17 protein-coding genes are annotated in these 22,161 nt (G+C 62.2%); 9 read left to right on the forward strand and 8 right to left on the reverse strand.

What is annotated here, in order from left to right; all coding sequences use genetic code 11:
- Positions 1 to 7 precede the first annotated feature (7 nt).
- The 3 genes from HYPGJ_RS16060 to HYPGJ_RS16070 all read right to left on the reverse strand — a co-directional run bounded on the left by HYPGJ_RS16060 (position 8) and on the right by HYPGJ_RS16070 (position 5,584).
- A complete protein-coding gene (locus tag HYPGJ_RS16060; protein WP_052750939.1) occupies positions 8 to 1,549 on the reverse strand; it encodes a DUF882 domain-containing protein in 1,542 nt (513 codons plus the stop codon).
- A 225-nt stretch (positions 1,550 to 1,774) separates the two neighbouring features.
- Entirely contained in the window at positions 1,775 to 3,745 is a 1,971-nt protein-coding gene (locus tag HYPGJ_RS16065; protein ID WP_046848002.1) for a L,D-transpeptidase family protein, read from the reverse strand.
- Between the two features lie 330 nt (positions 3,746 to 4,075).
- Entirely contained in the window at positions 4,076 to 5,584 is a 1,509-nt protein-coding gene (locus HYPGJ_RS16070; protein WP_046848003.1) for a sigma-54 dependent transcriptional regulator, read from the reverse strand.
- A 349-nt stretch (positions 5,585 to 5,933) separates the two neighbouring features.
- Between HYPGJ_RS16070 and HYPGJ_RS16075 the strand changes: the two genes are divergently transcribed.
- From HYPGJ_RS16075 to HYPGJ_RS16115, 9 genes are all read left to right on the forward strand, one after another.
- On the forward strand, positions 5,934 to 7,781 hold the full coding sequence (locus tag HYPGJ_RS16075; protein ID WP_052750940.1) for a M3 family oligoendopeptidase: 1,848 nt from the start codon (positions 5,934 to 5,936) through the stop codon (positions 7,779 to 7,781).
- 182 nt (positions 7,782 to 7,963) lie between these two features.
- On the forward strand, positions 7,964 to 9,874 hold the full coding sequence (locus tag HYPGJ_RS16080; RefSeq protein ID WP_046848004.1) for a potassium transporter Kup: 1,911 nt from the start codon (positions 7,964 to 7,966) through the stop codon (positions 9,872 to 9,874).
- A gap of 205 nt (positions 9,875 to 10,079) precedes the next feature.
- Positions 10,080 to 10,190: an aa3-type cytochrome c oxidase subunit IV gene (locus HYPGJ_RS16085; RefSeq protein ID WP_101536143.1), complete on the forward strand. Its 111-nt coding sequence runs from the start codon at positions 10,080 to 10,082 to the stop codon at positions 10,188 to 10,190.
- Between the two features lie 103 nt (positions 10,191 to 10,293).
- Positions 10,294 to 11,436: a Re/Si-specific NAD(P)(+) transhydrogenase subunit alpha gene (locus HYPGJ_RS16090; RefSeq protein ID WP_046848006.1), complete on the forward strand. Its 1,143-nt coding sequence runs from the start codon at positions 10,294 to 10,296 to the stop codon at positions 11,434 to 11,436.
- A 104-nt stretch (positions 11,437 to 11,540) separates the two neighbouring features.
- Complete coding sequence (locus HYPGJ_RS16095) at positions 11,541 to 11,969, forward strand: NAD(P) transhydrogenase subunit alpha (protein ID WP_046848007.1); 429 nt, start codon at positions 11,541 to 11,543, stop codon at positions 11,967 to 11,969.
- Positions 11,966 to 12,520, forward strand: coding sequence for a hypothetical protein (locus HYPGJ_RS16100; RefSeq protein WP_046848008.1), 555 nt, complete (start codon positions 11,966 to 11,968; stop codon positions 12,518 to 12,520). Before HYPGJ_RS16095 ends, HYPGJ_RS16100 begins: the two co-directional genes overlap by 4 nt.
- Before the next feature lie 52 nt (positions 12,521 to 12,572).
- On the forward strand, positions 12,573 to 13,988 hold the full coding sequence (locus HYPGJ_RS16105; protein WP_046848009.1) for an NAD(P)(+) transhydrogenase (Re/Si-specific) subunit beta: 1,416 nt from the start codon (positions 12,573 to 12,575) through the stop codon (positions 13,986 to 13,988).
- A 119-nt stretch (positions 13,989 to 14,107) separates the two neighbouring features.
- Entirely contained in the window at positions 14,108 to 15,487 is a 1,380-nt protein-coding gene (locus HYPGJ_RS16110; RefSeq protein ID WP_046848010.1) for a YiiX/YebB-like N1pC/P60 family cysteine hydrolase, read from the forward strand.
- 64 nt (positions 15,488 to 15,551) lie between these two features.
- The gene (locus tag HYPGJ_RS16115; protein WP_046848011.1) at positions 15,552 to 16,373 is read left to right on the forward strand and encodes an alpha/beta hydrolase; all 822 of its coding nucleotides are present in this window, start codon (positions 15,552 to 15,554) and stop codon (positions 16,371 to 16,373) included.
- 80 nt (positions 16,374 to 16,453) lie between these two features.
- Here the strand turns inward: HYPGJ_RS16115 and rpsU are convergent, their stop codons facing one another.
- The 5 genes from rpsU to HYPGJ_RS16140 all read right to left on the reverse strand — a co-directional run bounded on the left by rpsU (position 16,454) and on the right by HYPGJ_RS16140 (position 22,114).
- Positions 16,454 to 16,816: a 30S ribosomal protein S21 gene (gene rpsU / locus HYPGJ_RS16120; protein WP_046848012.1), complete on the reverse strand. Its 363-nt coding sequence runs from the start codon at positions 16,814 to 16,816 to the stop codon at positions 16,454 to 16,456.
- A 199-nt stretch (positions 16,817 to 17,015) separates the two neighbouring features.
- Positions 17,016 to 18,125, reverse strand: coding sequence for a 5-(carboxyamino)imidazole ribonucleotide synthase (locus HYPGJ_RS16125; protein ID WP_046848013.1), 1,110 nt, complete (start codon positions 18,123 to 18,125; stop codon positions 17,016 to 17,018).
- On the reverse strand, positions 18,122 to 18,616 hold the full coding sequence (purE, locus tag HYPGJ_RS16130; protein WP_013216579.1) for a 5-(carboxyamino)imidazole ribonucleotide mutase: 495 nt from the start codon (positions 18,614 to 18,616) through the stop codon (positions 18,122 to 18,124). The genes HYPGJ_RS16125 and purE overlap by 4 nt, the downstream gene beginning before the upstream one ends.
- A gap of 496 nt (positions 18,617 to 19,112) precedes the next feature.
- Positions 19,113 to 21,092 carry a cisplatin damage response ATP-dependent DNA ligase gene (locus tag HYPGJ_RS16135; protein ID WP_046848014.1) on the reverse strand — a complete coding sequence of 660 codons (1,980 nt, stop codon included), beginning with the start codon at positions 21,090 to 21,092 and terminating at the stop codon, positions 19,113 to 19,115.
- A gap of 2 nt (positions 21,093 to 21,094) precedes the next feature.
- The gene (locus HYPGJ_RS16140) at positions 21,095 to 22,114 is read right to left on the reverse strand and encodes a ligase-associated DNA damage response exonuclease (RefSeq protein ID WP_046848015.1); all 1,020 of its coding nucleotides are present in this window, start codon (positions 22,112 to 22,114) and stop codon (positions 21,095 to 21,097) included.
- Positions 22,115 to 22,161: the final 47 nt, after the last annotated feature.

The following is a 22,161-nucleotide window of genomic DNA, read 5'->3' on the forward strand; positions in this document are numbered from 1 at the left end:
CGGTCGCTCAGCGCGCGCTGGTCTGGACGGACCTGTTCTCTATGCCCGCAGGCGGCGGCCGTTGCGCCAGTTCCATGAGCGCTTCTGCATGGACAGCCTTGCCTTGGAACTGCTGCGCCCACATTTGCTCGGCGACCTGTTGGCCCGGCCGGAACTTCATCGGCGGAATGCGGCCTGCGTCGTCGAGTGCATCGAGCGTCGCTGCCACGTCCGGACGCTGCAAATCCGCCAGCGGCGCATCGCGCGCTTCCGCGTTATCGGTCAGCAGCGGCGCCAGCGGGAAGGGGCGGTACGCGAGTTCTTCCGGGTGATCCTCGTCGAATGCCGGGGCTTCCGCCCAGCCGTTACCGAGGCCATTCGGATTCATATCGGTGACGCTCGCGGCAGCCGCCGGATCGAGGCTGGCGACGCGCGCAGTCGGTTGGGCTTTCGGCGCATGACCGGATTCAGCCAGCGCAGCGGCGGCAAGCGCTTTTTGCGGACGTACGGCCCGCTTCGGACCGGAAACGAGTTCCGGCATCGGCATCGAAGCGGCAGCCGTCACAAGGGCATCGAGCTTGGTGCGATCGGCTTTCGATGGGCTCGGCGTAAAGCGCGACGGACGTTCGACGGCGCGCGGCGCGGACACGAGATGGGGTGCGCTTTCGTCAATGGCGGGCGGCGATAGAGACGCAACACGCGCAGGCGCGAACGGCTTCGGATCCTTGACCGCCGGATCGGGCTCCGTCGTCAGATTGACGTTGCGCCGTGTCGATCCACCACCGCCGAGAGACGCGACGACGGAGAGACGCTTGCCGCCGGTCCCGAGTTCTGCCGAAGCCACCATCGTGCGCGAACCGGGCGTCACGCGCGCGCGGAAGAAATCCGCGACCTGGATCGCCAGCTCGCGATACTTGCTTTGCGCAACCTGAACGTCGCCGGGCGTGATCGGGCGTCCGTCGGTCGGCACGTATTTGGAACGGCCGTTGGGGAACAGCAGCGCCAGTTCATAGCGCGGCATGCGCGGCCACATGCGGACGTTCGCGGTATCGACGTGAACGAATGGGATGCCGGAGGTCGGATAATAGCCGACGCCGCCGCGCTCGCGGATCAGCGCCGAGTAGCGCATCTTTTTCAGCGGCACGTCGGGGAAGGTGATGTCGATGGCTTTGCCGGTGATGTGCTGGCTGGCCTTGGCCTGCCCACCGCGCGTCTGGCGCAGCATTTCGTTCGTACCCGACGAGCGATAGCCGCAAATGATGTTGATCGGCTCCTTCGAGCCAAGTTCCTCGTGCATTTCCCAGGCGAGATCGATAGTCGCCGGAGAAATCTCCTTCACCTCGTTCTTGCGCCAGTCGCGCATGATCCAGTTGATTTGCTTCAGCGCCGCGGGATCATATTGCGTGCCGCGCTTGTACGTGACCGTCAGGCGTTCTTGCGTATGAATGTGATAGAACGAGATCGTGCGTTCATTGGCTTGGCCGGCCGCTGTGATGCTATCGGCGTGCAGACAGGCAGCCGCGGCAAGCGCAGCAACACCAAACACGACGCCTGAGCGGCGAAGAACCACGAAATTCCCCCGTCCCTACGCAAAACCCCCGAGCCCGACTGGGGCCGACAATGCTCGGCTCCCAATTGGGTAAACCCCAATTCGTTAAGACGCAGTAACTATGCGATGCTTTGCATCTAACGACGGGGAATGGGCGACAAAAGGGCGGGGGTGCTCGCGCCTAGGAAAAGGGCCGGTCCAATCGCCGGCCGGCCCTTCAGCGTGCAGCTGGTGGAAGGTCGGCGGTCAGAGCCCGCCGAGAACTTTCTGGAAGAAGTTATTGAGCCCGCCGTCGTACTTCTTGCCGCGCTTGCGACGGTCGCGGTCGTCGTTGTCGCTCATGCCGAACCAGTCGTCGTTATTGCGGCGGCGGCTGTCGGCATATTCGTCGAAGCCGATGTCGTCGGGCGTAACCTTCGGTTCCTTGGTGACGTCGATCTGGTTCCACTTACCTGCAAGCGCCAGCGTGATGCGCTTCTCGTGGCCGTAGATGTCGCCGAAGCTTTCGATGGCACCGTCGTCACCGGCTCGCGCGGTGAAATATGTGATGTGCACCGGGATCGGCCGATCGAGCGCGATCTCGTTTTCTTCCGGACCGTTTTTGAGCAGATCGTTGACGGCCGTCTTGTCCCAGCCCTTGTCCTGAGCGAGGACGACTTCGGCAAGCTGCACCGGATTGCGCACGCGCATACAACCGTGGCTGAACGCGCGGACGCTCTCGTTGAACAGCCCCTTGCTCGGCGTGTCGTGCAGATAGACGGCGTGCGCATTCGGGAACAGAAATTTGACGACGCCAAGCGCGTTTCCGCCGCTCGGCGGCTGATAGACGTGGAAGTTCCGGATATCGCTACGATACCAGTTGATGCTCGTCGCGCTGATGCGGCGGCCATTGCGTTCCATCACCAGGCCTTGCCGGCGCAGCGGATCGCCTCCGGCGCGAAGGCCAGGCAGCAATTCCTTGACCTTGATCGAATCCGGCACGTTCCAGCGCGGCTGAAAAACAATGGTGCGCATCATGTCTGAGAAGACCGGCGTCTGGCGGTTGACGCTGCCGGTTACGATGCGTTCGTCGAAGACAACTTCGCCGTCCTTGACGACGCGGACTTTGAAGTCGGGAATGTTGACCGTGACGTAGAAGTCGCCGAGGTCGTCCGGCATCCAGCGCCACTCTTCCATGTTGGCGAGCAGCTTTGCTTCGCTGATGCCGTCGCCTCCGTTCAGCGAGCGGCGAAGCGCCGTCGTGATCGTCGGTGTCGGCGGCTCGATGCCCTTTTCGACCTTGTAGGCTTTGACCGCGCGCGCCAGATCGTCATCGTAAAAGGTTTCGTCGAAAGGTTTGCCGTCCGGACCTGCCTGCGGCGGTGTCACCTTCAGAGCTTTACGGATCAGCGCGATCTGCGGACTGCGCTTGCCCGGCGCGATGTTTGCCCCGCCCGGAATGTTGATCGTTTCGCCATTGCCGCCGGATCTCAGCGCCAAAAGCTTCTGCCGCAGCAACTCGAACTGCTTGTGTTTCGGCTGCAGCGACTTGAGATAAGCGCCCTTGTCCGTCGCCGTCGCAAGCGTGTCGATCACCGTGCGCGGCGCGATCAGCTGCGGCTTGCGATCGAGATAGGCCGACAGCTGCTCCGGCGGATTGACGATCCGGCCGCCACGCGCATCGCGTGCATAGGCCAGCGCGCTGAGCGACAGTCGCGTTTCGGCGTCCGTCAGATCGTCGAGGCTATAGCTGCCGTCGGGCGCTGCCTTGAGATCGGGAATTTTATAGTCCTGGGAGCGCAGGCCCCAGTTGTCGGCATCCTTCAGCGCCGACATCACGCTCTGTGCGTCCTGCGTATAGCCGTTCTTGTCGACCCAAAGTGCCGCGCCCATCCGCGCCGCATAAAACTGCGTTAGCGCCTCGCGATCGCCGATATCGGCAGAGGCGAACAGCTTCTTCTTGTTCGCCTCCAGGTAGCGGCCGACCTGCGTATAGACGAGATGATCCGAGGTCGCGACGGAGGGAGCAGGTTCAGCGGCTCGTTCCGGTTCGGCCGCGACAGGCGCCGGCGCCGTTTCGGCAGGAGCGGCTTGCGATTGAGGCTGCATCGCGGTTTCGGTGCCGACGGCCGCTGCAGGCGAAGGCTCCGAAGTTTGTTCGGTGTTTGCCGCGTAAACGGTGGAAATGGAACTGCAGCTCAGCAACAGCCCGGCTGCAACGAGATACGACACCCGCATTACGAAATTCACCTTCCACCGTCGGAGCTTGCAAATTTTACTGATAGCCGCCGCTTCTATGCCTGACCAGCCCAGCCGCCGGATAACTGTATTGCACGAAGCTATGGCGAAAGTGTTGCGCTTCTGACGTCCGGGAAAATGCAAAAGCCCCGGATGCAGCCGAGGCTTTTGCGTCGAGAGCGACAGGGGGTTCGCACTCGGTCCGGATCGACAGAGTGATGTCGAGCCTACAGGGGTGTGGTGGTGGCACGGATGCGCTCCGGTTGCGCGCGGCCGTCCCACCGGACCCGCGCACATGCATTTCTGTCCGCTGTTACACGAACAGAAACCTCAGTTCGGCCTCGGCTCGAGACCGTATTCCTGCATTTTACGATAAAGTGTCGAGCGGCCGATATTCAACCTCTTGGCGACTTCCGTCATGTGTCCGCGATAGCGGCCGAGCGCCAGGCGGATCATGTCGGCTTCGATCGCTTCGAGCGAACGGATCTCTCCATCTTCCGCGACGGCCTGAATGCCGAGCGAGCTGCCCGATGCCGTAGACTTTATTTCGACGGTATGCGGCACCGTGTTCTCCGCGCCGATGAGCGCCGGTCCCGTGTAGGCGGGCTGCTTCTGCACGGCGGCCGGCGCTGCCGGAATCTCCGCTTCGAACCCATCGACGTGCGCGGCGATCTGCGGGAACTCCGCGACCGTCAACTCCGGCCCGTCGGCAAGAACGACGGCGCGGAAAATCGTATTCTCGAGCTGACGCACGTTGCCCGGCCACGAGTAGGCCTGCAGCAGCGCCATGGCCCGCTCGGAAATCGCGGCGACGCGCTTGCCTTCTTCGGCAGCGAAGCGAGCCGCGAAATGGCGTGCGAGTTCCGGAACGTCGTCGATGCGCTCGCGCAGCGGCGGCACGAAGATCGGGAACACGTTCAAGCGGTAATAGAGGTCTTCGCGGAACTTTCCGTCCTTGACCAGCTGGATCATGTCGCGGTTCGTCGCCGAGATCAGCCGGAAGTTGACCTTTACGGGCTTCTTCGATCCGACGGGATCGATCTCGCCTTCCTGCAGCGCGCGCAGAAGCTTCACCTGCGCGTCGAGCGGCAGTTCGCCGACTTCGTCGAGGAACAGCGTTCCGCCGTCGGCTTCCTGGAATTTGCCGATGCGCTTGTCGACGGCGCCGGTGAAGGCGCCCTTTTCATGCCCGAACAGAATGCTTTCGACGAGGTTCTCAGGGATCGCGCCGCAGTTGACGGTGATGAACGGACGGCCCGCGCGTTCGCTCTCGCCCTGGATGGCGCGGGCGATCAATTCCTTGCCGACGCCGCTTTCGCCTTCGATCAGAACCGGAATGGTCGACGCAGCCGCACGCTTGCCGAGCGAGATCACGCGCTTCATCGTATCGCCGCGCATCACGAGGTCGCCGAACGTCAGCGTGCCTTCGACCTTCTTCTTGATGCGGTTGATTTCACCCGCCAGCGCTTCAATCTTCAAAGCGCTCTTGATCGAAACTTCGAGCCGCTCCGGCGAGGCCGGCTTGACGACGAAATCGACGGCGCCGCGGCGCATCGCGTTGATCGCCGTCTCGATGGAGCCGTGCGCGGTCTGCACGATGATCGGGGGCATCCCCTGCGCATGACCAACGCGCTCGAGGACGGCCATGCCGTCAACGCCGGGCATGACGAGGTCGAGGATCACCAGCGCGATCGGGTCGCGTTCCTGGGATTCGAGAATTTGGAGGGCCTGTTCGCCCGAGCCGCAGGTCTTGGTTTCAAAACCGAAACGCTTGACCGTCTCTTCGAGAATACGACGCTGGGCGGGATCGTCATCAACGATCAGAACACGCTTGGACATGGGGCACGCAACTTTACAATAACTGACACTGGGTGCCGTCTCCCCCTGGCGCCGAACCGGGATTTGACCCAGCTTCTGACATTCGGTGACCGGCAAATAACGCAACAGGGGCGAGAGTGACGTATTTGAGTAAATGGATCGTTTCCGCGTGCTGCATTTTTTGAGCGAGTTAAAACACCATGAAAAGTGCGCGCTCCGCCCGCTAATCGGCAGCGCGTGTGGCTTCGAAGACGGGGACGGCGCCCTGTAAGGCCTTGCGCGCCACGCATCCGATCGCCAAATTTGCCTGCGCGCGGGGGCGTACTGACGCTTCCTCGCTCACGCCACCAGGTCCCCCGAAAGGAATTTCATGAGCCGCGAACCTTCCCGCAAATCGTCGTCCGCGCTGCGCGCCACAACCAGCCGTTCGACCAAAACGCCGCGGCTTGGCGCGATGCCGGAATGGGACCTGAGCGATCTTTACGCCGCGCCCGACGCGCCCGAGGTGCAACGCGATTTGAAGGCTGCGGCCAAGGAAGCGGCGCGCATCAAGACGGCCTATCAAGGCCGCCTCGCCGACCTCGCGAAAGACGGGGGCAAGCTCGCGGGCGCGATCAAGGACTATGAAAAGCTGTCGGACCTGGTCGGCAAGCTCGGATCGTACTCGGGACTCTATTACGTGCTCGATCAGACCGATCCGGTACGGGCAAAATTCAACGGCGACGTGTCCGAGGCGCTGACCAAACTCTACACGGACCTGATCTTCTTCGAACTCGAGCTGAACCAGATCGACGACGCGACAATGGAAGGCGCGGTCAAACATAAGGACGTGAAGCGCTACAAGCCTTGGCTCGAGGACCTGCGCAAGGAAAAGCCGCATCAGCTCGATGAAAAGCTCGAACGCCTTTTCACGGAGAAATCGCAGACCAGCCGCAGCGCTTGGAACCGCCTCTTCGACGAGACGATGTCCGCGCTGAAATTCGACGTCAAAGGCGAGAAAACGCCGCTGACGTTGGAGCCGACGCTGAATTTCCTGTCGAGCCCGGATGAGAAGAAGCGCAAGGCCGCGTCGGAAGCCTTGAGCAAGGTTTTCAAGGCCAATCTGCCGCTGTTCACGCTGATCACGAACACGCTGGCGAAGGACAAGGAAATCTCCGATCGCTGGCGCAACTTCAAGGACGTCGCCGACAGCCGCAACCTCGCGAACCATGTCGAAGGCCCGGTCGTCGACGCGCTCGTGACGAGCGTCCGCGCCGCCTATCCGCAGCTTTCGCATCGCTACTACGCGATGAAGGCCAAGTGGCTCGGCAAGAAGAAGCTCGCGTCCTGGGATCGCAACGCGCCGCTCCCCGACAAGCCCGAACGCACGATCACGTGGGCCGAAGCCGAGAAGATCGTGCTCAAAGCCTACGGCAATTTCGCGCCGGAGATGGCGACGATCGCGAAGCAGTTTTTCGACAAGAACTGGATCGACGCAGCGGTAAAGCCGGGTAAGGCGCCGGGCGCGTTTTCCGCCTCAACGGTCCCGTCCGTGCACCCGTACGTGATGATGAACTATCTCGGAAAGCCGCGCGATGTGATGACGCTCGCGCATGAGCTTGGCCACGGCGTGCATCAGTGGCTGGCGCGCGCTCAGGGCCCGCTTCTCGCCCCGACGCCGCTGACGCTCGCCGAGACCGCATCGGTGTTCGGCGAGATGCTGACGTTCAAGGCCATCCTCGCCGAGACGAAGGATAAGCGCGAACGCAAGGCGATGATCGCGGGCAAGGTCGAGGACATGCTCAACACGGTCGTGCGCCAGGTCGCGTTCTACACGTTCGAGCGCAAGGTCCATGAGGAGCGGCGCCAGGGCGAACTGACGTCCGATCGCATCAACGCCATCTGGCTCGAAGTCCAGGGAGAGAGCCTGGGACCAGCGATCGAACTCAAACCTGGATATGAAGTGTTCTGGACGTACGTCCCGCACTTCATCCATTCGCCGTTCTACGTTTACGCTTACGCCTTCGGCGACTGCCTCGTGAACTCGCTTTATGGCCTCTATGCCGAAGCACACCCGGGGTTCGTCGCGAAATACTTCGACCTGCTCAAAGCCGGCGGCTCCAAGCACCACTCGGAATTGCTCGCCCCGTTCGGCCTGGACGCCCGCGACCCGGAATTCTGGAACAAGGGGTTGAAGGTCATCGAGGGCATGATCGACGAGCTCGAAACCATGGCGTGAGTGCCGATTAGGCACGCGGGCGGGAAATTGAGAAAGCGGGGGAAACGAATCTAAGACCCGGCGTATTGTCAACCTGTCGCAGGCGGGGAGCGGTAGAATTTGTCGCTTCCCATTCACACCCTGTCGGAGTAGACACCCCGCCACTTTTGCTGCGTCGCAGCTTTTCGACAGGTTTCGCCTGAATGGCACAACCGCAAGCCTCTCTTCCCGCCGCGGATTTTGGTTCGGCAGAGGGCCACGACAACAAGAACTTCTGGGCGTTGGCTTTAGGCTCCGTTGGCGTCGTCTTCGGCGACATCGGAACGAGTCCGCTGTACGCCTTCAAGGAAGCGATTACGGCAGCGTCGCATCACGGCACGGTGGCCGAGGCGACGCTGGGCGTGCTGTCGCTGATCTTCTGGAGCATGACCTTGGTCGTCACGATCAAGTACGTGCTCCTGCTGCTGCGCGCCGACAACAAGGGCGAGGGCGGCATGTTCGCCCTGATGGCCCTCGGCCAGACAGTGGCCCGCCGCAGCGCGCCGTTGCTCGGCGCTCTCGGGATCGCCGGAGCTTCGTTCTTTTACGGCGACGCAGTCATCACGCCCGCAATTTCTGTGCTCTCTGCGGTCGAAGGCCTGCGGCTCATCGCACCGCAATTCGAGGTTGCCGTCATTCCGGTGGCTCTAGTGGTGCTGACGGGCCTGTTCTGGATGCAGTCCCACGGCACGGCGAGAGTTGCGAGATTTTTCGGGCCTGTGATGGCGCTGTGGTTCGCCGTGCTGGCGTTGGGCGGCCTGATGCACATCGCCGACAACCTGCACGTCCTGCTGGCTCTGAACCCGCTCTACGGCATCGAGTTCGTTTATTCCAACGGCGTGCTCGGGCTGACGGTCATGGGCCTCGTGTTTCTGGCCTGCACCGGCGCCGAAGCGCTTTACGCCGACCTTGGCCATTTCGGCCGCCGTCCGATCACGGTGTCATGGCTTTATTTCGTGATGCCGGCGCTGATCCTGAACTACTTCGGTCAAGGCGCGCTCGTCATGAACGACGCCAATGCGATCGAAAATCCGTTCTACCGGCTCTATCCGCAATACGCGCTTGTCCCGATGCTGATCCTGTCGACGTTCGCGACCGTGATCGCCTGTCAGGCCGTCATTACGGGCGCATTCTCGTTGACGCGGCAGGCCATTCAGCTTGGCCTCATCCCACGCTTCGAGATCCGTCACACGTCAGAGAGCGTCGCGGGCCAGATTTATATTCCCCGCGTCAACTGGATACTTTTCATCTTCGTCGTGATGGTCATCTTCGCGTTCCGCACGTCGTCCAATCTCGCCGCGGCGTATGGTGTGTCGGTTACGGCCGCGATGGTCATCGACACGCTGATGGCCTTCTTCGTGATCTGGAAGTGCTGGCGGTGGCCGCTCTGGCGCGTCGCCCTGGTCGTCATTCCGCTGCTGATGATCGAGCAGGCCTTCTTCTCGGCCAACCTGCTGAAGCTGTTCGAAGGCGGCTGGGTGCCCCTCGTCATCGCCGCGATGCTGGCGATCATCATGTTCAGCTGGGTCAAGGGCACCAAGCTGCTGGCTAAGCTGACGAAACGCAACGAGGCCGATCTCGATTGGCTCGTCCGCAAGCTGGAAGCCAAGCCTCCGCACCGCGTTCCTGGAACGGCGGTGTTTCTGACGGGCGACCCTTATGCCGCTCCGACATCGATGATGCACAACCTGAAGCACAATCGCGTCATGCACGAGCGCAATATTCTGCTCTCCATTCGCACGGTGGAAACGCCGCGCGTCGCGCGTCACGAGCGGATTACGATCGAGCGCGTCTCCGATCACTTCATCCGGATCGTTGCCCGCTACGGCTTCATGGAAACGCCCAGCGTGCCGAAGATCCTCGAGCACGCCCGCCGCAAGGACTGCAACATCGACATCGGCGCGACCTCGTTCTTCCTTTCGCGCCGATCCCTGCGCAAGACGCCCAAGTCCGAGTTGCCGCGCTGGCAGGAGCGCCTGTTCATCCTCCTGGCCGCCAGCGCCGAGGATGCGACGACGTACTTCCAGATCCCGACCGACCGTGTCGTCGAGGTCGGGACCCAGGTCGCAATCTAAAATGGCCCGATATTGAGGGCCTCTATTCGATCCATGGCCGTTTTTACCCCACGTTGAGGCCGGACTGGGGGTATGGACCGAAAGTCAGGGGCGCGTGTGACTTGAAGCCTACGATGTCTTCAGGTACCAACCGGATAACAAATTTGGCGAACCGCATCTGGGGAGACGAAACGTGAGTGTCGACTATTCAAACGGCCACTCTGCCATGGACTACGCCGAGCATCAGAAAACCTACGCCGGTTTCCTTCGTTTCGCGAAGTATGCCGTCATAGCCGCGGCGCTTATACTTCTCGGCATGAAAATCTTCTTGGTTTGAGGCCCATCCGGCCACCCAAGAGAATTCATGCAGGGCAGGCTCTCGCGGGTTCTGCCCTTTTTGATCCCGGCTTCCGGCCACATCACTTCAATTGGGCTGAGACATGGTCACGATAGCTGTCACCAGTGAATCGGCGGACGAACCGCGCATTGCGGTTTCGCCCGATACGGTGAAGAAACTCACCGCTCTTGGCGCCAAGGTGCGTATCGAATCGGGTGCCGGAGCGAGATCGCGCTTCTCCGATGACGCCTATCGGGCCGCTGGGGCAGATGTCGTAACGCGTTCGGAAGCCATTCACGGCGCGGACATTCTCCTCGCCGTTCGTCGGCCAAGTATCGAGGATGTCGCCGCATTGAAGCCCGGTGCCATCGTTGCCGCGATGATTGATCCGTACGGAGATCGCTCGGCGCTGGCGGCGCTCGCGGGCACCGGCGCGACGGTCTTCTCGATGGAATTCATGCCGAGAACGACGCGCGCCCAGTCGATGGACGTGCTCTCCAGCCAGGCGAACCTCGCCGGCTACAAGGCCGTCGTCGACGGTGCCGCGATGTTCGGACAGGCCTTGCCGATGATGATGACGCCCGCCGGCACCGTGCCGGCAGCGAAGGCGTTCATCATGGGCGTCGGCGTCGCCGGTCTGCAGGCGATCGCCACGGCGCGCCGCCTCGGTGCGCAGGTGACCGCAACGGACGTTCGACCTGCAACCAAAGAGCAGGTTCAGTCGCTCGGCGCGAAGTTCATCGCGGTCGAGGACGAAGAGTTCAAGCAGGCGCAGACCGCAGCCGGTTACGCCAAGCCGATGAGCCCGGAATATCAGGCTAAGCAGGCCGAGCTCGTCGCTCAGCACGTGAAGAACCAGGATCTCGTCATAACGACGGCACTGATCCCCGGCCGCCCGGCGCCGAAGCTCATTTCGCGCGCCATGATCGAGAGCATGAAGCCCGGCGCTGTGATCGTCGACCTTGCAGCCGAGCGTGGTGGCAATACCGAGCTGACTGAGCCCGGCAAGACGATCGAGACGCCGAACGGCGTCAGGATTTTCGCGCCCCTCAATCTGGCGGGCAGCATCGCCGTCAACGCCTCGAGCCTCTACGCCAAGAACCTCTTGGCCTTCCTCGACGGCACGATGTTCGACAAGAAAGAAAAGACGCTGGCGGTCAATTGGGATGACGAGCTGATCAAGGGCACGCTCGTCGCCAAGGGCGGCCAGATCGTCCATCCCAACCTGCAGACGCAAGCAAGCTAGAACTCGAGCCGCCGCCGTAAGTCCTTCGCTTTCGCGGCGAGGGCTCGGTCAAGGGCTCAAACGCTACGAAACACGCCGTTCGAACGATCATTTGGAGTGTCAAAATGCCGAAGGGACCATCTCTCCAGGCGCTTCACCCAACCCCCAAAGGGCGCGCTTTTCTTCCCGCGCTGATCGCGGCGCTGTTGCTGCCGACCGCGGCCTTCGCATCGGAGGGCGGCGGTCCCGTCAGCCCCGCAGTCTATGAATTCATGGTCTTCGTGATCGCGATCTTCGTCGGCTACTACGTGGTCTGGTCGGTGACCCCGGCGCTGCACACGCCGCTGATGAGCGTCACCAACGCGATTTCTTCCGTCATCGTCGTCGGCGCCTTGCTGGCTGTGGGCGTCTCGCTGACGGCCGCCGACAGCGTGGTGGCCAAGATTTTCGGTTTCCTCGCACTGATGATGGCGTCCGTGAACATCTTCGGCGGCTTCCTCGTCACCAATCGCATGCTCTCCATGTACAAGAAGAAAGACGCCCCGAAGAAATGACCGGGCTTGGCGCGATTTTCCGCATCATTGGCGCGGCCATCGCCTTCACGCTGGCGCTGGCCGGCGCAAGCCATGCGCGCGGGCTGAACGATGCCGAGAAGGCGTCGCTGTCGGCGACGGTCAGCGATTTCAACGGTGCCATCAAGTCCGCCAACATCGACCGCATTTCGCAAACCGTGCCGCCGAGAATTTTCGACCTTCTCGCCAAGAAATCCAATGTCGACGCCGCGGTCATTCGCGAAACAATGCTGCAACTCCTGAAATCGGCGATGGACGAAGCTCCGTTCGAGGCGTTCAGCATGGACGTCCAGAACGCAGCGTTCAAAGAGACGCCGCAAGGCGAGCCCTATGCTCTGATCCCGACCGAGGTTGCGATCGCAATCGATGGCAAGCGCTTCAAAGTCTCGACGCACACCCTGGCGCTGATCGACGGCGAGACTTGGTATCTCGTGCGGGTCAGCGAACAACAGCAGATCGCGCTTCTGCGCGAAGCTTACCCGAGTTTTGTCGCTGAAGAATTTCCCGAGAGCCGCACGGAGGCGCTGAACTGATGCGCACCTCCGCCATGAACTCCGAAATCCCCTGCCGTCAAAGGATACCGTCATGAGCGCCAACGTCGCCGCATTATCCTACCTCGCCGCGGGCGTGCTCTTCATTCTGGCGCTGAGAGGCTTGTCGAGCCCTGCGACTTCGCGACAGGGCAACCTGTTCGGCATCATCGGCATGACGCTGGCCATCCTGACGACGCTCGGCCTCGCGGCGCCGACGGCGACATCCTGGATCCTGATCGTTCTCGGCCTCGGCATCGGCGGCTTCATCGGCGCCAAGACGGCGCGCGAAATCCCGATGACGATGATGCCCGAGCTGATCGCGGCCTTCCATTCGCTCGTCGGTCTTGCCGCCGTGTTCGTTGCGGCGAGCGCCCTCTACGCGCCGTCGGCGTTCGGAATTTTGGTCGATCCCGCCAATCCCGCGCTCGGCATCAAGGGTGGCAGCCTGTTCGAAATGGCGCTCGGTGTCGCCATCGGCGCCATCACGTTCACAGGCTCGGTGATCGCGTTCGCGAAACTGTCTGGACGTATGTCGGGCAAGCCGATCCTTCTTCCCGCGCGCCACCTCATCAATGCGGCGCTGGGCCTGATCCTGATTTTCGTAATCTACAGCTTCATCCAGTCCGGCGGATCGGCGTTCCTCTTCTGGCTGATCGTGCTTCTCTCCTTGCTGGTCGGCATCCTGATCATCATCCCGATCGGCGGCGCCGACATGCCGGTCGTCATCTCGATGCTGAACTCGTATTCGGGATGGGCGGCGGCCGGCATCGGCTTCACGCTCGGCAACATCGCGCTCATCATCACCGGCGCGCTCGTCGGCTCGTCCGGTGCCATCCTGTCCTACATCATGTGTAAGGGCATGAACCGGCAGTTCCTGTCGGTCATCGCCGGTGGCTTCGGCGGTGAGACGGCAGCGGCCGCAGGTGGCGGCGAGCAGAAGCCCGTCAAGCTCGGATCGGCCGAAGACGCCGCCTACGTGCTCGGCAACGCGGGCAAGGTCATCATCGTCCCGGGCTACGGCATGGCGGTCGCCCAAGCCCAGCACGCCCTTCGCGAAATGGCCGATGCCCTGAAGAAGAAGGGCGTCGAGGTCAAATACGCCATCCACCCGGTCGCGGGACGTATGCCCGGCCACATGAACGTGCTGCTGGCGGAAGCCAACGTCCCCTACGACGAGGTCTTCGAGCTGGAAGACATCAACAGCGAGTTCTCCCAGGCCGACGCCGTCTACGTCATCGGTGCCAACGACGTGGTCAACCCGGCGGCGGAAGAGGACAAGACCTCTCCGATCTACGGAATGCCCGTCCTGCAGGTCTGGAAAGCCGGGACCGTGTTCTTCAACAAGCGCTCGCTGGCATCCGGCTACGCGGGTATCGACAACCCGGTCTTCTACCGCGACAATACCGTCATGGTCCTTGGCGACGCCAAGAAAATGACGGAAGAGATTGTTAAAGCGCTCTCCCATTAGGACCTTCTGCGCGCCGTCCGGGGCTGATCTGCAACAGGTGTGCAGCCATCGCTGCACACCCTGCGCGACAGCTGTCTTGGTCTGCTATAAGCGCAGCGTTCCGTGGTTGAGGGTTTTGCGTGTTGGCTCCCGTGGCGTCGTCGTCATTCGAAAATGATCTTGAGCGCATCGAGATCCTTGCTGCTTCGCCTGTCACCAGTTCGGCGCTCCTCGAACGCAACCTGAACTGCATCTACGAACAGGCCGCCGCCGCCCGCTTCGACGACTATGACGTCGTAAGCATCGCAAGGGTCGCGCCCGCCGTCATGTACCGGATCTTCGACCTGCGCGTCGGCCTGCGCGAGAAACTCGCGCATTACGAAATGCTGGGCCTGATGACGCCCACCGCCGTCCAGGGCTTTCGCGACGTCTTCCGGGTGCTGCGCTATGTGTCGGATATGCTCGGCGAAATCGCGAGCATGGAGCCGAATACCAGCGACCCGGGCTATCTGCTGCGCGGCTTCACCGGCGAAGAAAACAACACCCTGATCAACTACGCTTTCTATCGCGACGGCAGGTCCGTGGCCTTCCAGTCGGGCGACGTCATTCTCGTTCGCGGGCGCGCGCACAACAGCGCCGCCATCGCACGCATCGGGGACGTCGACAGCCAGTTCAGCCATATCGGCATCGTTCACATCGACGAGCAGGGCAGCCATTGGATGGTGGAAAGCCTGATCGAGGACGGCGCGATCATCAATCCGCTCGGCAAGGCGCTCGACCACAACATCGTGCGCGCCGTGCTTTACCGTAATCGCGATGCCGACTTCGCGGCCCGCGCGGCGAAATCGATTTTCGACTACGTCGCGGCCTCGCGCGTCAGAGGTGGCAAGCGCATCCTGTACGACTTCTCGATGCGCACGGACGAGACGCGCAATCTCTTCTGCTCGAAGCTGGTGCGGCTCGCATTTTCGCAGGCGAGCGAAGGCGGCGTCATTCTGCCGAAGTATCCGACGCACATCGGTCGCAAGAACCGCGATTTTCTCGATCGCGTCGGCGTTGCAACCGATATGACGTTCGCGCCCGCCGACATCGACATGGAATCGAGCTTCGATCTCGTCGCCGAATGGCAGGACTATCGTGAGACGGCCAATATCCGGCTGCAGGATTTCACGATGGACAAGATTTTCGAGTGGATGGAGCGCTACAACTATCGTTTCGAGGAAACGTCTGCGATCAGGCTCGTCTCTTTGCTTGGGCGCCTCTCATCGCATTTCTCCGAAAGCGCGAAGCAGACGCTATCGTCGGTGTTCCCGCGCGTGCCCTCGAACATGCCGCGGAAAACCGTCGCCGTCGTCGCGATGCTTCACAAGACGGCCGAACCCATTTATCTCGAACTGCAACGTCAAAATCAGCAACTGGTCATGGAAACCGGCGTGCCGATGCATGGCCTCGATATTTTTGCGGCGTTGGAAGCCATTCGCGAGCGTTGCGGGAACCGGATCGGGTATTTGGTGCGATAGGACTCCTTGTGAACACCGACGATCTGAATTTGAATTCCGCGCTGCGGCAGCCTGAGGCGCAGTCTTGCTCAAGACCATCATCATCATCGCTGTCGGACTTTACGCGGTCGCCTCTACAGTGATGTACTATGCCCAACGCCGCTTCATCTATTTTCCGGAGCCATCCCGCACGCTTCCGCAGGCGGCCGGGCTTCCCGATGTTGCCGAGCGCATCCTCAAGACTCCCGATGGCGAAAAGCTGATCGCCTGGTACGGCAAGGCGCAGCCCGGGCAGCCGACGCTTCTCTATTTTCATGGCAACGGCGGCGCGCTCGAATATCGGAGCGCGAGCATCCGCCGCTATCTCAATCGCGGACGCGGCATCTTCATGCTGTCCTATCGCGGCTACAGCGGCTCGACGGGATCGCCGTCGGAAGTGGCGAACGTCGCGGACGCCAAACTCGCTTACGACGCGCTGCTCAACGAAGGCGTCAGCCCGCGCGACGTCATTCTTTATGGAGAGTCGCTCGGCACCGGTGTCGCCGCGCAGGTCGCGACCGACAAGAAAGTCTCGGGCGTGATCCTCGACAGCCCCTTCACGTCAATGGTGGATCTCGCCGAGCAATTCTATCCGTGGCTGCCGGTCAGCTTGCTGCTGAAGGATCGCTACGAGTCGCTGCGTTACATCCGCGACGTACACACGCCGATCTTCGTCGTGCACGGCGAAGCCGACGACGTCGTGCCGGTCGGGATGGGTCGGCGTCTGTTCGCGGCCGCCAACGAGCCGAAGGAAATCGTCACGCTTCCGGGCGTCGGACACGCGGTGCACGACGAGACGACGTTTGCGATCATCAACGGCTGGATCGACAAGCTGCGCGCCGCGCAGGCGACCGCCGCCCCGCAATGAGCGCCAAATAATTGAGCGCAAAATAAAAGGCCCGCGAAATTCGCGAGCCTTTCAAATTCCGTACAGAAGTATCGGACGTCTCAGAAGCTGCTGCCGCCGCTGCTGCTGCCGCTGTTGAACCCGCCGCTCGACTGGCCGCCGCGGAAACCGCCGCCCGCGCCACCGGCGCCCGGACCACGACCAGCACCCGTGCCGCCTTTGCCGCCCGGACCACCGCGAGCCGTCGCCGGCTTGCTCGGCAGAAGACCTTCGCGCTGCAGTTTCTTGCGAGCCAGCTTGCGGGCGCGGCGCACGGCTTCCGCCTTTTCGCGCGCTCTCTTCTCGGAAGGTTTCTCAAAATGTCCGCGAAGCTTCATTTCACGGAAGACGCCCTCGCGCTGCAGCTTTTTCTTGAGCGCCTTCAGAGCCTGATCAACATTGTTATCGCGAACGAGAACCTGCAAGCGGTTGTATCCTCTATAGAATTTCGACGGTTTGAATGCACAAAAACACCAGCTCCGGGGCTTCGCCACCAGAGCTAGCGTGGATTTCTCCGGCCCTTCTAGCAAACACGGTGAAGATTGGCAATCGGGGCGAACGCGGGGAGGCGCAGCTATTCCAGGGCCGTTTTGCAGGGCCACGGCCAGCCAGCTGCAGGCTGCCTCAGCCCTGAGCGGCTGTCAGGAGCCGGTTGACGTGCCCCATCTTCCGGCCCGGGCGGACGTCCTTCTTTCCATAATGATGAAGGAACGAGCCGGGCGTAGCCGCAATCTCGGACCACGCCAGAATGTCATCGCCGATCAGGTTGATCATCTCGGCGCCTGCCGCCTTGAGGTCCGTCGCCCCAAGCGGCCAGCCGGCAACGGCGCGGATATGCTGTTCGAACTGCGAGGTAAGCGCCCCGTCGATCGTCCAGTGCCCGGAATTGTGCACGCGCGGCGCCATCTCGTTCACGAACAGACGATCGCGGTCGTTGTCGGAAACGACGAAGAACTCGATCGCGAACACGCCGACGTAGTCCAGCCGCTCCGCAATCTTCCGCGCCGTCCCGATTGCCTCATCAGCGACATCCGGCGCAAGCCGCGCCGGGGCGACCGAGCGATGCAGAATGTGATTGCGATGCTCGTTCTCGGTGACGTCGAAGGCCGCGAACGTTCCGTCGGCCGCGCGCGCCGCGACAATCGAAACTTCCGCGCGAAAGTCGACGAAGGACTCAAGGATCGACGGCGCATCGCGCATCGCGGCCCACGCTGCGGCCGCATCTTTGCGCGTGAGGATTTTCGCTTGTCCCTTGCCGTCGTAGCCGAAGCGGCGCGTCTTCAGAACGGACGGAATGGCGAACCCGCCGTCGAGCGCATTTTCGAGATCGGCGAGGCTGTCGATCGTCGCGAATTCCGCCGTTACCGCGCCAAGCTCGCGTGCCAGCGACTTTTCGTTGAGCCGGTCCTGCGCGCACGCCAAAGCCTTCGCGCCGGGCCGAACAGGGATCTGCCGCGATAGGAACTCGACAGTTGCAACAGGGATGTTTTCGAACTCATACGTCGCGACGTCGATGGCCTTCGCGAATGCCGCGAGTTGGGTTTCATCTTCATAGGCCGCGATCGTATGCGCCGCCGCGACCTCGAACGCCGGGCTGTCGGCTTCCGGTGCGTAGATATGTGATCTGAATCCGAGCCGCGCCGCAGCCAACGCCAGCATGCGGCCGAGCTGTCCGCCGCCGAGGATTCCGATCGTCGAACCGGGAGGAAGTGCAGTCATGGCGTTGGCTGTCATCCTTGCGCCGGCGTCTCGGCAACTTCCGAGGTATGCCGCCGCCGCCAGTCCTCGAGCCGCCCCGCCAGCGCTTCGTCCGCCAACGCCAGAATCTGCGCCGCGAGAAGCCCGGCGTTCTTTGCACCAGCGTCACCGATCGCGAGCGTTCCGACGGGCACGCCGGCCGGCATCTGCACGATCGAATAGAGGCTGTCCTGGCCTTTGAGCGCCTTGCTCTCGACCGGCACGCCGAGCACCGGAAGCGTCGTCATCGAGGCTGTCATGCCTGGCAGATGCGCCGCGCCGCCCGCACCCGCGATGATCACTTTGAGACCCGCCGCCTTCGCGCCCTTGGCGAACGAATAGAGCCGCTCGGGCGTCCGATGCGCCGAGACGATCTTCGTCTCATAGGCAACGCCGAGATCGCCCAGCACGTCGGCGGCGTGTTTCATCGTCGGCCAGTCCGACTGGCTGCCCATGATGATTCCGACTAACGGCTTGGCTTTGGTCATAAGTCACGGCTCGCAAAGGGGAAATTCGGGACCGACTACGTAATCCTAATTACGCATCGGAATTAACGGAATCCGTAAATCAGGGAAAGCGCGTCGGTACAGCAGAAAACCCGTATTTACAAGGATTATCCAGTTTTTCGGCCACCGCGAGGCCCGAAGTGAAGCCCGTCCTGAAGCCCATCCGCATCATGCGATGCCCGAGGCCGCTAGGCCGCCAGAGCCTCCCGTGTCTTTCCCCCTCAACTCTAATTCCCTCTCCTCAGGGGAGGGGAGACGTGCGGCGCCCCCCGTCTTGCAATCGCCGTTGTGCTCATCGGATGACCCGAGGCCTCAACTCCAATTCCCCTCCCCCTCGCGGGGAGGGGTTAGGGGTGGGGGGAATCGGACTGAGCGTGATTTGAGCGGCGATCGAATTTTTTGCGGATTGAGAAGGCTCAATATCGTGTTTTTGACAGGCTTAGCTCGGTGCCGACCTTTGCCGATTAGGACAAAGCGATCAGCGTTCCTCGATGTCAGCTGCGCTTTCAGCAGCAGCATCCGAACTGCCGCTCACAAGGCGAAGAACCGTCTCCAGCGTGTCGGCCTCCGCCGCGGGCTTATCCCAGCGAATGCGGTGAATGCGCGGAAAGCGCATCGCCACACCCGACTTGTGCCGCGTCGACGCATGCACCGCATCGAATGCCACCTCGAACACGATGCCAGGCGCGACGGCGCGAACCGGCCCAAAAGTCTCGACGGTGTTGTTTCTGATCCAACGGTCGAGAAGCAGCAGCTCTTCGTCGGTGAAGCCGGAATACGCTTTGCCGACGGGCACGAGCTGACGCTCTCCGCCGGCATCCTCCTGCCAGACACCGAACGTGTAGTCGGAATAGTACGACGACCGCTTGCCCGATCCACGCTGCGCGTACATCAGCACGCAATCGAGCGTCAGCGCGGCGCGCTTCCATTTCCACCATTGGCCCTTGATCCGGCCCGCTTGATACACGCTGTCGCGGCGCTTCAGCATCAATCCTTCGATGCCCTCGGCGCGCGACGACGACCAGAGCACGTTGAGATCTTCGAACGTTTCGAACGCGACGAGCGGCGACACGTCGGTCAATCGCGGATGCTCTCGCGCATGCCACGTCTCGAGCCGCGCCCGGCGCTCGCTGAACGGCAGCGCGCGCAAATCCTCCGGCCCATCGAACAGCAGATCGTACAGCCTGACGTGCGGCGGGAAGGCCGTCATCATTTTCGCCGTCACGACTTTGCGGTTGAGACGCTGCTGCAAGTCGTTGAACGGCGCGATCTCGCCATCGCGCATGATCAGCAATTCTCCGTCCACGACGCAATCGTGGCCTTGGAAGGCGCTGCGAATTTCCGGAAAGGTCCCCGAGATGTCGTCACCCTGGCGCGAGAACATGCGCACGTCGCCGCCGCGCGCCGAGATCTGCACGCGGATGCCGTCCCATTTCCATTCCGCGACGAAATCTTCGGGCGCAAGCTTCGGCCAATCCTCTTCTTCGACTGGATGCGCGAGCATGACGGGACGAAACACCGGCTTCAAACCGGGATCGGGACGCTCGGCTTTGCCGTCGAGCCACGCGAAGAGATCGAGGTACGGCGGCTCCAGCGCGTGCCAGATTTCCTCGATCTCGGAAACGTCGCGTCCGTAGGCTTCCGCCAACGCCGCGCGTGCGAGACGCGCCGAAACGCCGACACGCGGAGCGCCGCCGAGCAACTTCAGAAGCGCCCATCGCCCCGAAGCATCGAGCGCATTCAGGAACTGCCCGAGACGCACGGTACGTTCGGCCGCCGTCCCGTTCGCCATTTCGTCGATGACGTTTCCAAGCGAGAGATACGCCGGCTCTCCCGAATTGTGTCCCACGTCGGCCCATGCCCGATCTGTGATCTCTGAGCGCGGTTGAGATGCTGAACGCATGTCGTCTTGCGATCGCTCATCAGCCGCGTTCGCAGCGATCGCGCGACGCTCCTGCTTATGTTCTTTGCGCGCTAAAGGCGCGATCTCTTTTTCCCCTCCCCCTTGCGGGGAGGGGGCAGGGGTGGGGGTGAAATCCAGAGACAGTTGCTGCGCTTTATCGTCGAGCTTTTCACGCCGCGCCCGCCCTCTCGTCGTCGAGGGGACAGCGGATTCCTCCTCTCGTTCCGCTCCATGCGGTGAAGGATCAGCGGAGGTAGTCTCTACGCGCGTCAAATCCACCGGCTCGTCCGGCCAGAGCAGCGCGACGGTCTCCGCCGTGTCGCCGACGTAATCACGCGAAAGCTGATACAGAATGGGATCGATGAAACGGCCAGTGAGATCGCCCACCATGCGCCGCAGCGGCAAGCGGATCGGAATTCCGTCCGTCAGCGCCGCCAGGGCCCAGCCGCGATCCGGATCAGGCGTCGACCGGAAATAACGCGCGAGCAGCGCCGTTTTGCGATTGCGGCTTTGCGTATAGACGAGACAGTCGAGCAGGCGGGCGAACGCGCGCATGACTATTCGGCCTCCTCCTCGCGCCCGACTAGCGCTAGCGCGCGGGCCTTGATGCCTCGCGTCGCGAGATAGTGGACGAGCGCATCTTCGCGGCCGTGCGTCACCCAGATTTCTTCCGCGCCGACGTCCGTCACGGTCTTGATCAGCTCTGGCCAATCGACGTGATCGGAAACGACGAGAGGCAGCTCGACGCCGTGCTGGCGCGCTCGCCCGCGCACGCGCATCCAGCCGCTCGCAAACGCGTTGACCGGATCACCGAAGCGCCGAGACCAGCGATCGCCGAGCGCCGACGGCGGACACATCACGATGCCGCCGCTGAGCGATTTCGCATCTTCCGTTGTGGCGGGCCGCACGTCTCCGAGATCGACGCCAAGCCGCATGTAAAGCTCGGTCAATGCGATGACGGCGCCGTGCAGATAGATCGGCTCGGAATATCCGGCGTCACGGATGACGCGAATCATGCGCTGGCATTTGCCGAGATTGTACGCGCCGATGAGATGCGTGCGATCTGGTTCGGCAGCCATCGAGCCCAAGAGTTTTTCAACCTCGTGCGCCGCTTTCTCGTGGCGGAACACGGGCAGCGCGAATGTCGCCTCGGTTACGAAGACATCGCACGGCACGAGCTCAAAGGGGGTACACGTCGGATCGAACGCGCGTTTGTAGTCGCCCGAGATGACCGCGCGCTTTCCGGCCCATTCGAGGACGACCTGCGCCGATCCCAGAATGTGGCCCGCAGGCGCAAGTCGCACGCCGACGCCATTGATCGTGATCGTCTCACCGAGCTTGAGCGCCTGGAATGCGCCGGCGCAATTTTCGCCATAGCGCACTTTCATGATTTCGATCGTTTCGTGCGTCGCGAGCACTGAGCCGTGGCCTGAGCGCGCATGGTCGCTGTGACCGTGCGTGATGATCGCGCGATCCACTGATCGGTGCGGGTCGATATAAAAACCTCCGGGCTCACAAAAGAGACCGGCCTCGCTCGGATAGAGCCAGCTATCAACCGGAGGAAATGTCGAACTCATGAAGAACTAACGCGCAAGGCCTCGAAATTGCCTCGCCAGCCTGACGA

It is taken from the genome of Hyphomicrobium sp. GJ21 (assembly GCF_001006785.1).
Classification (GTDB): domain Bacteria; phylum Pseudomonadota; class Alphaproteobacteria; order Rhizobiales; family Hyphomicrobiaceae; genus Hyphomicrobium_B.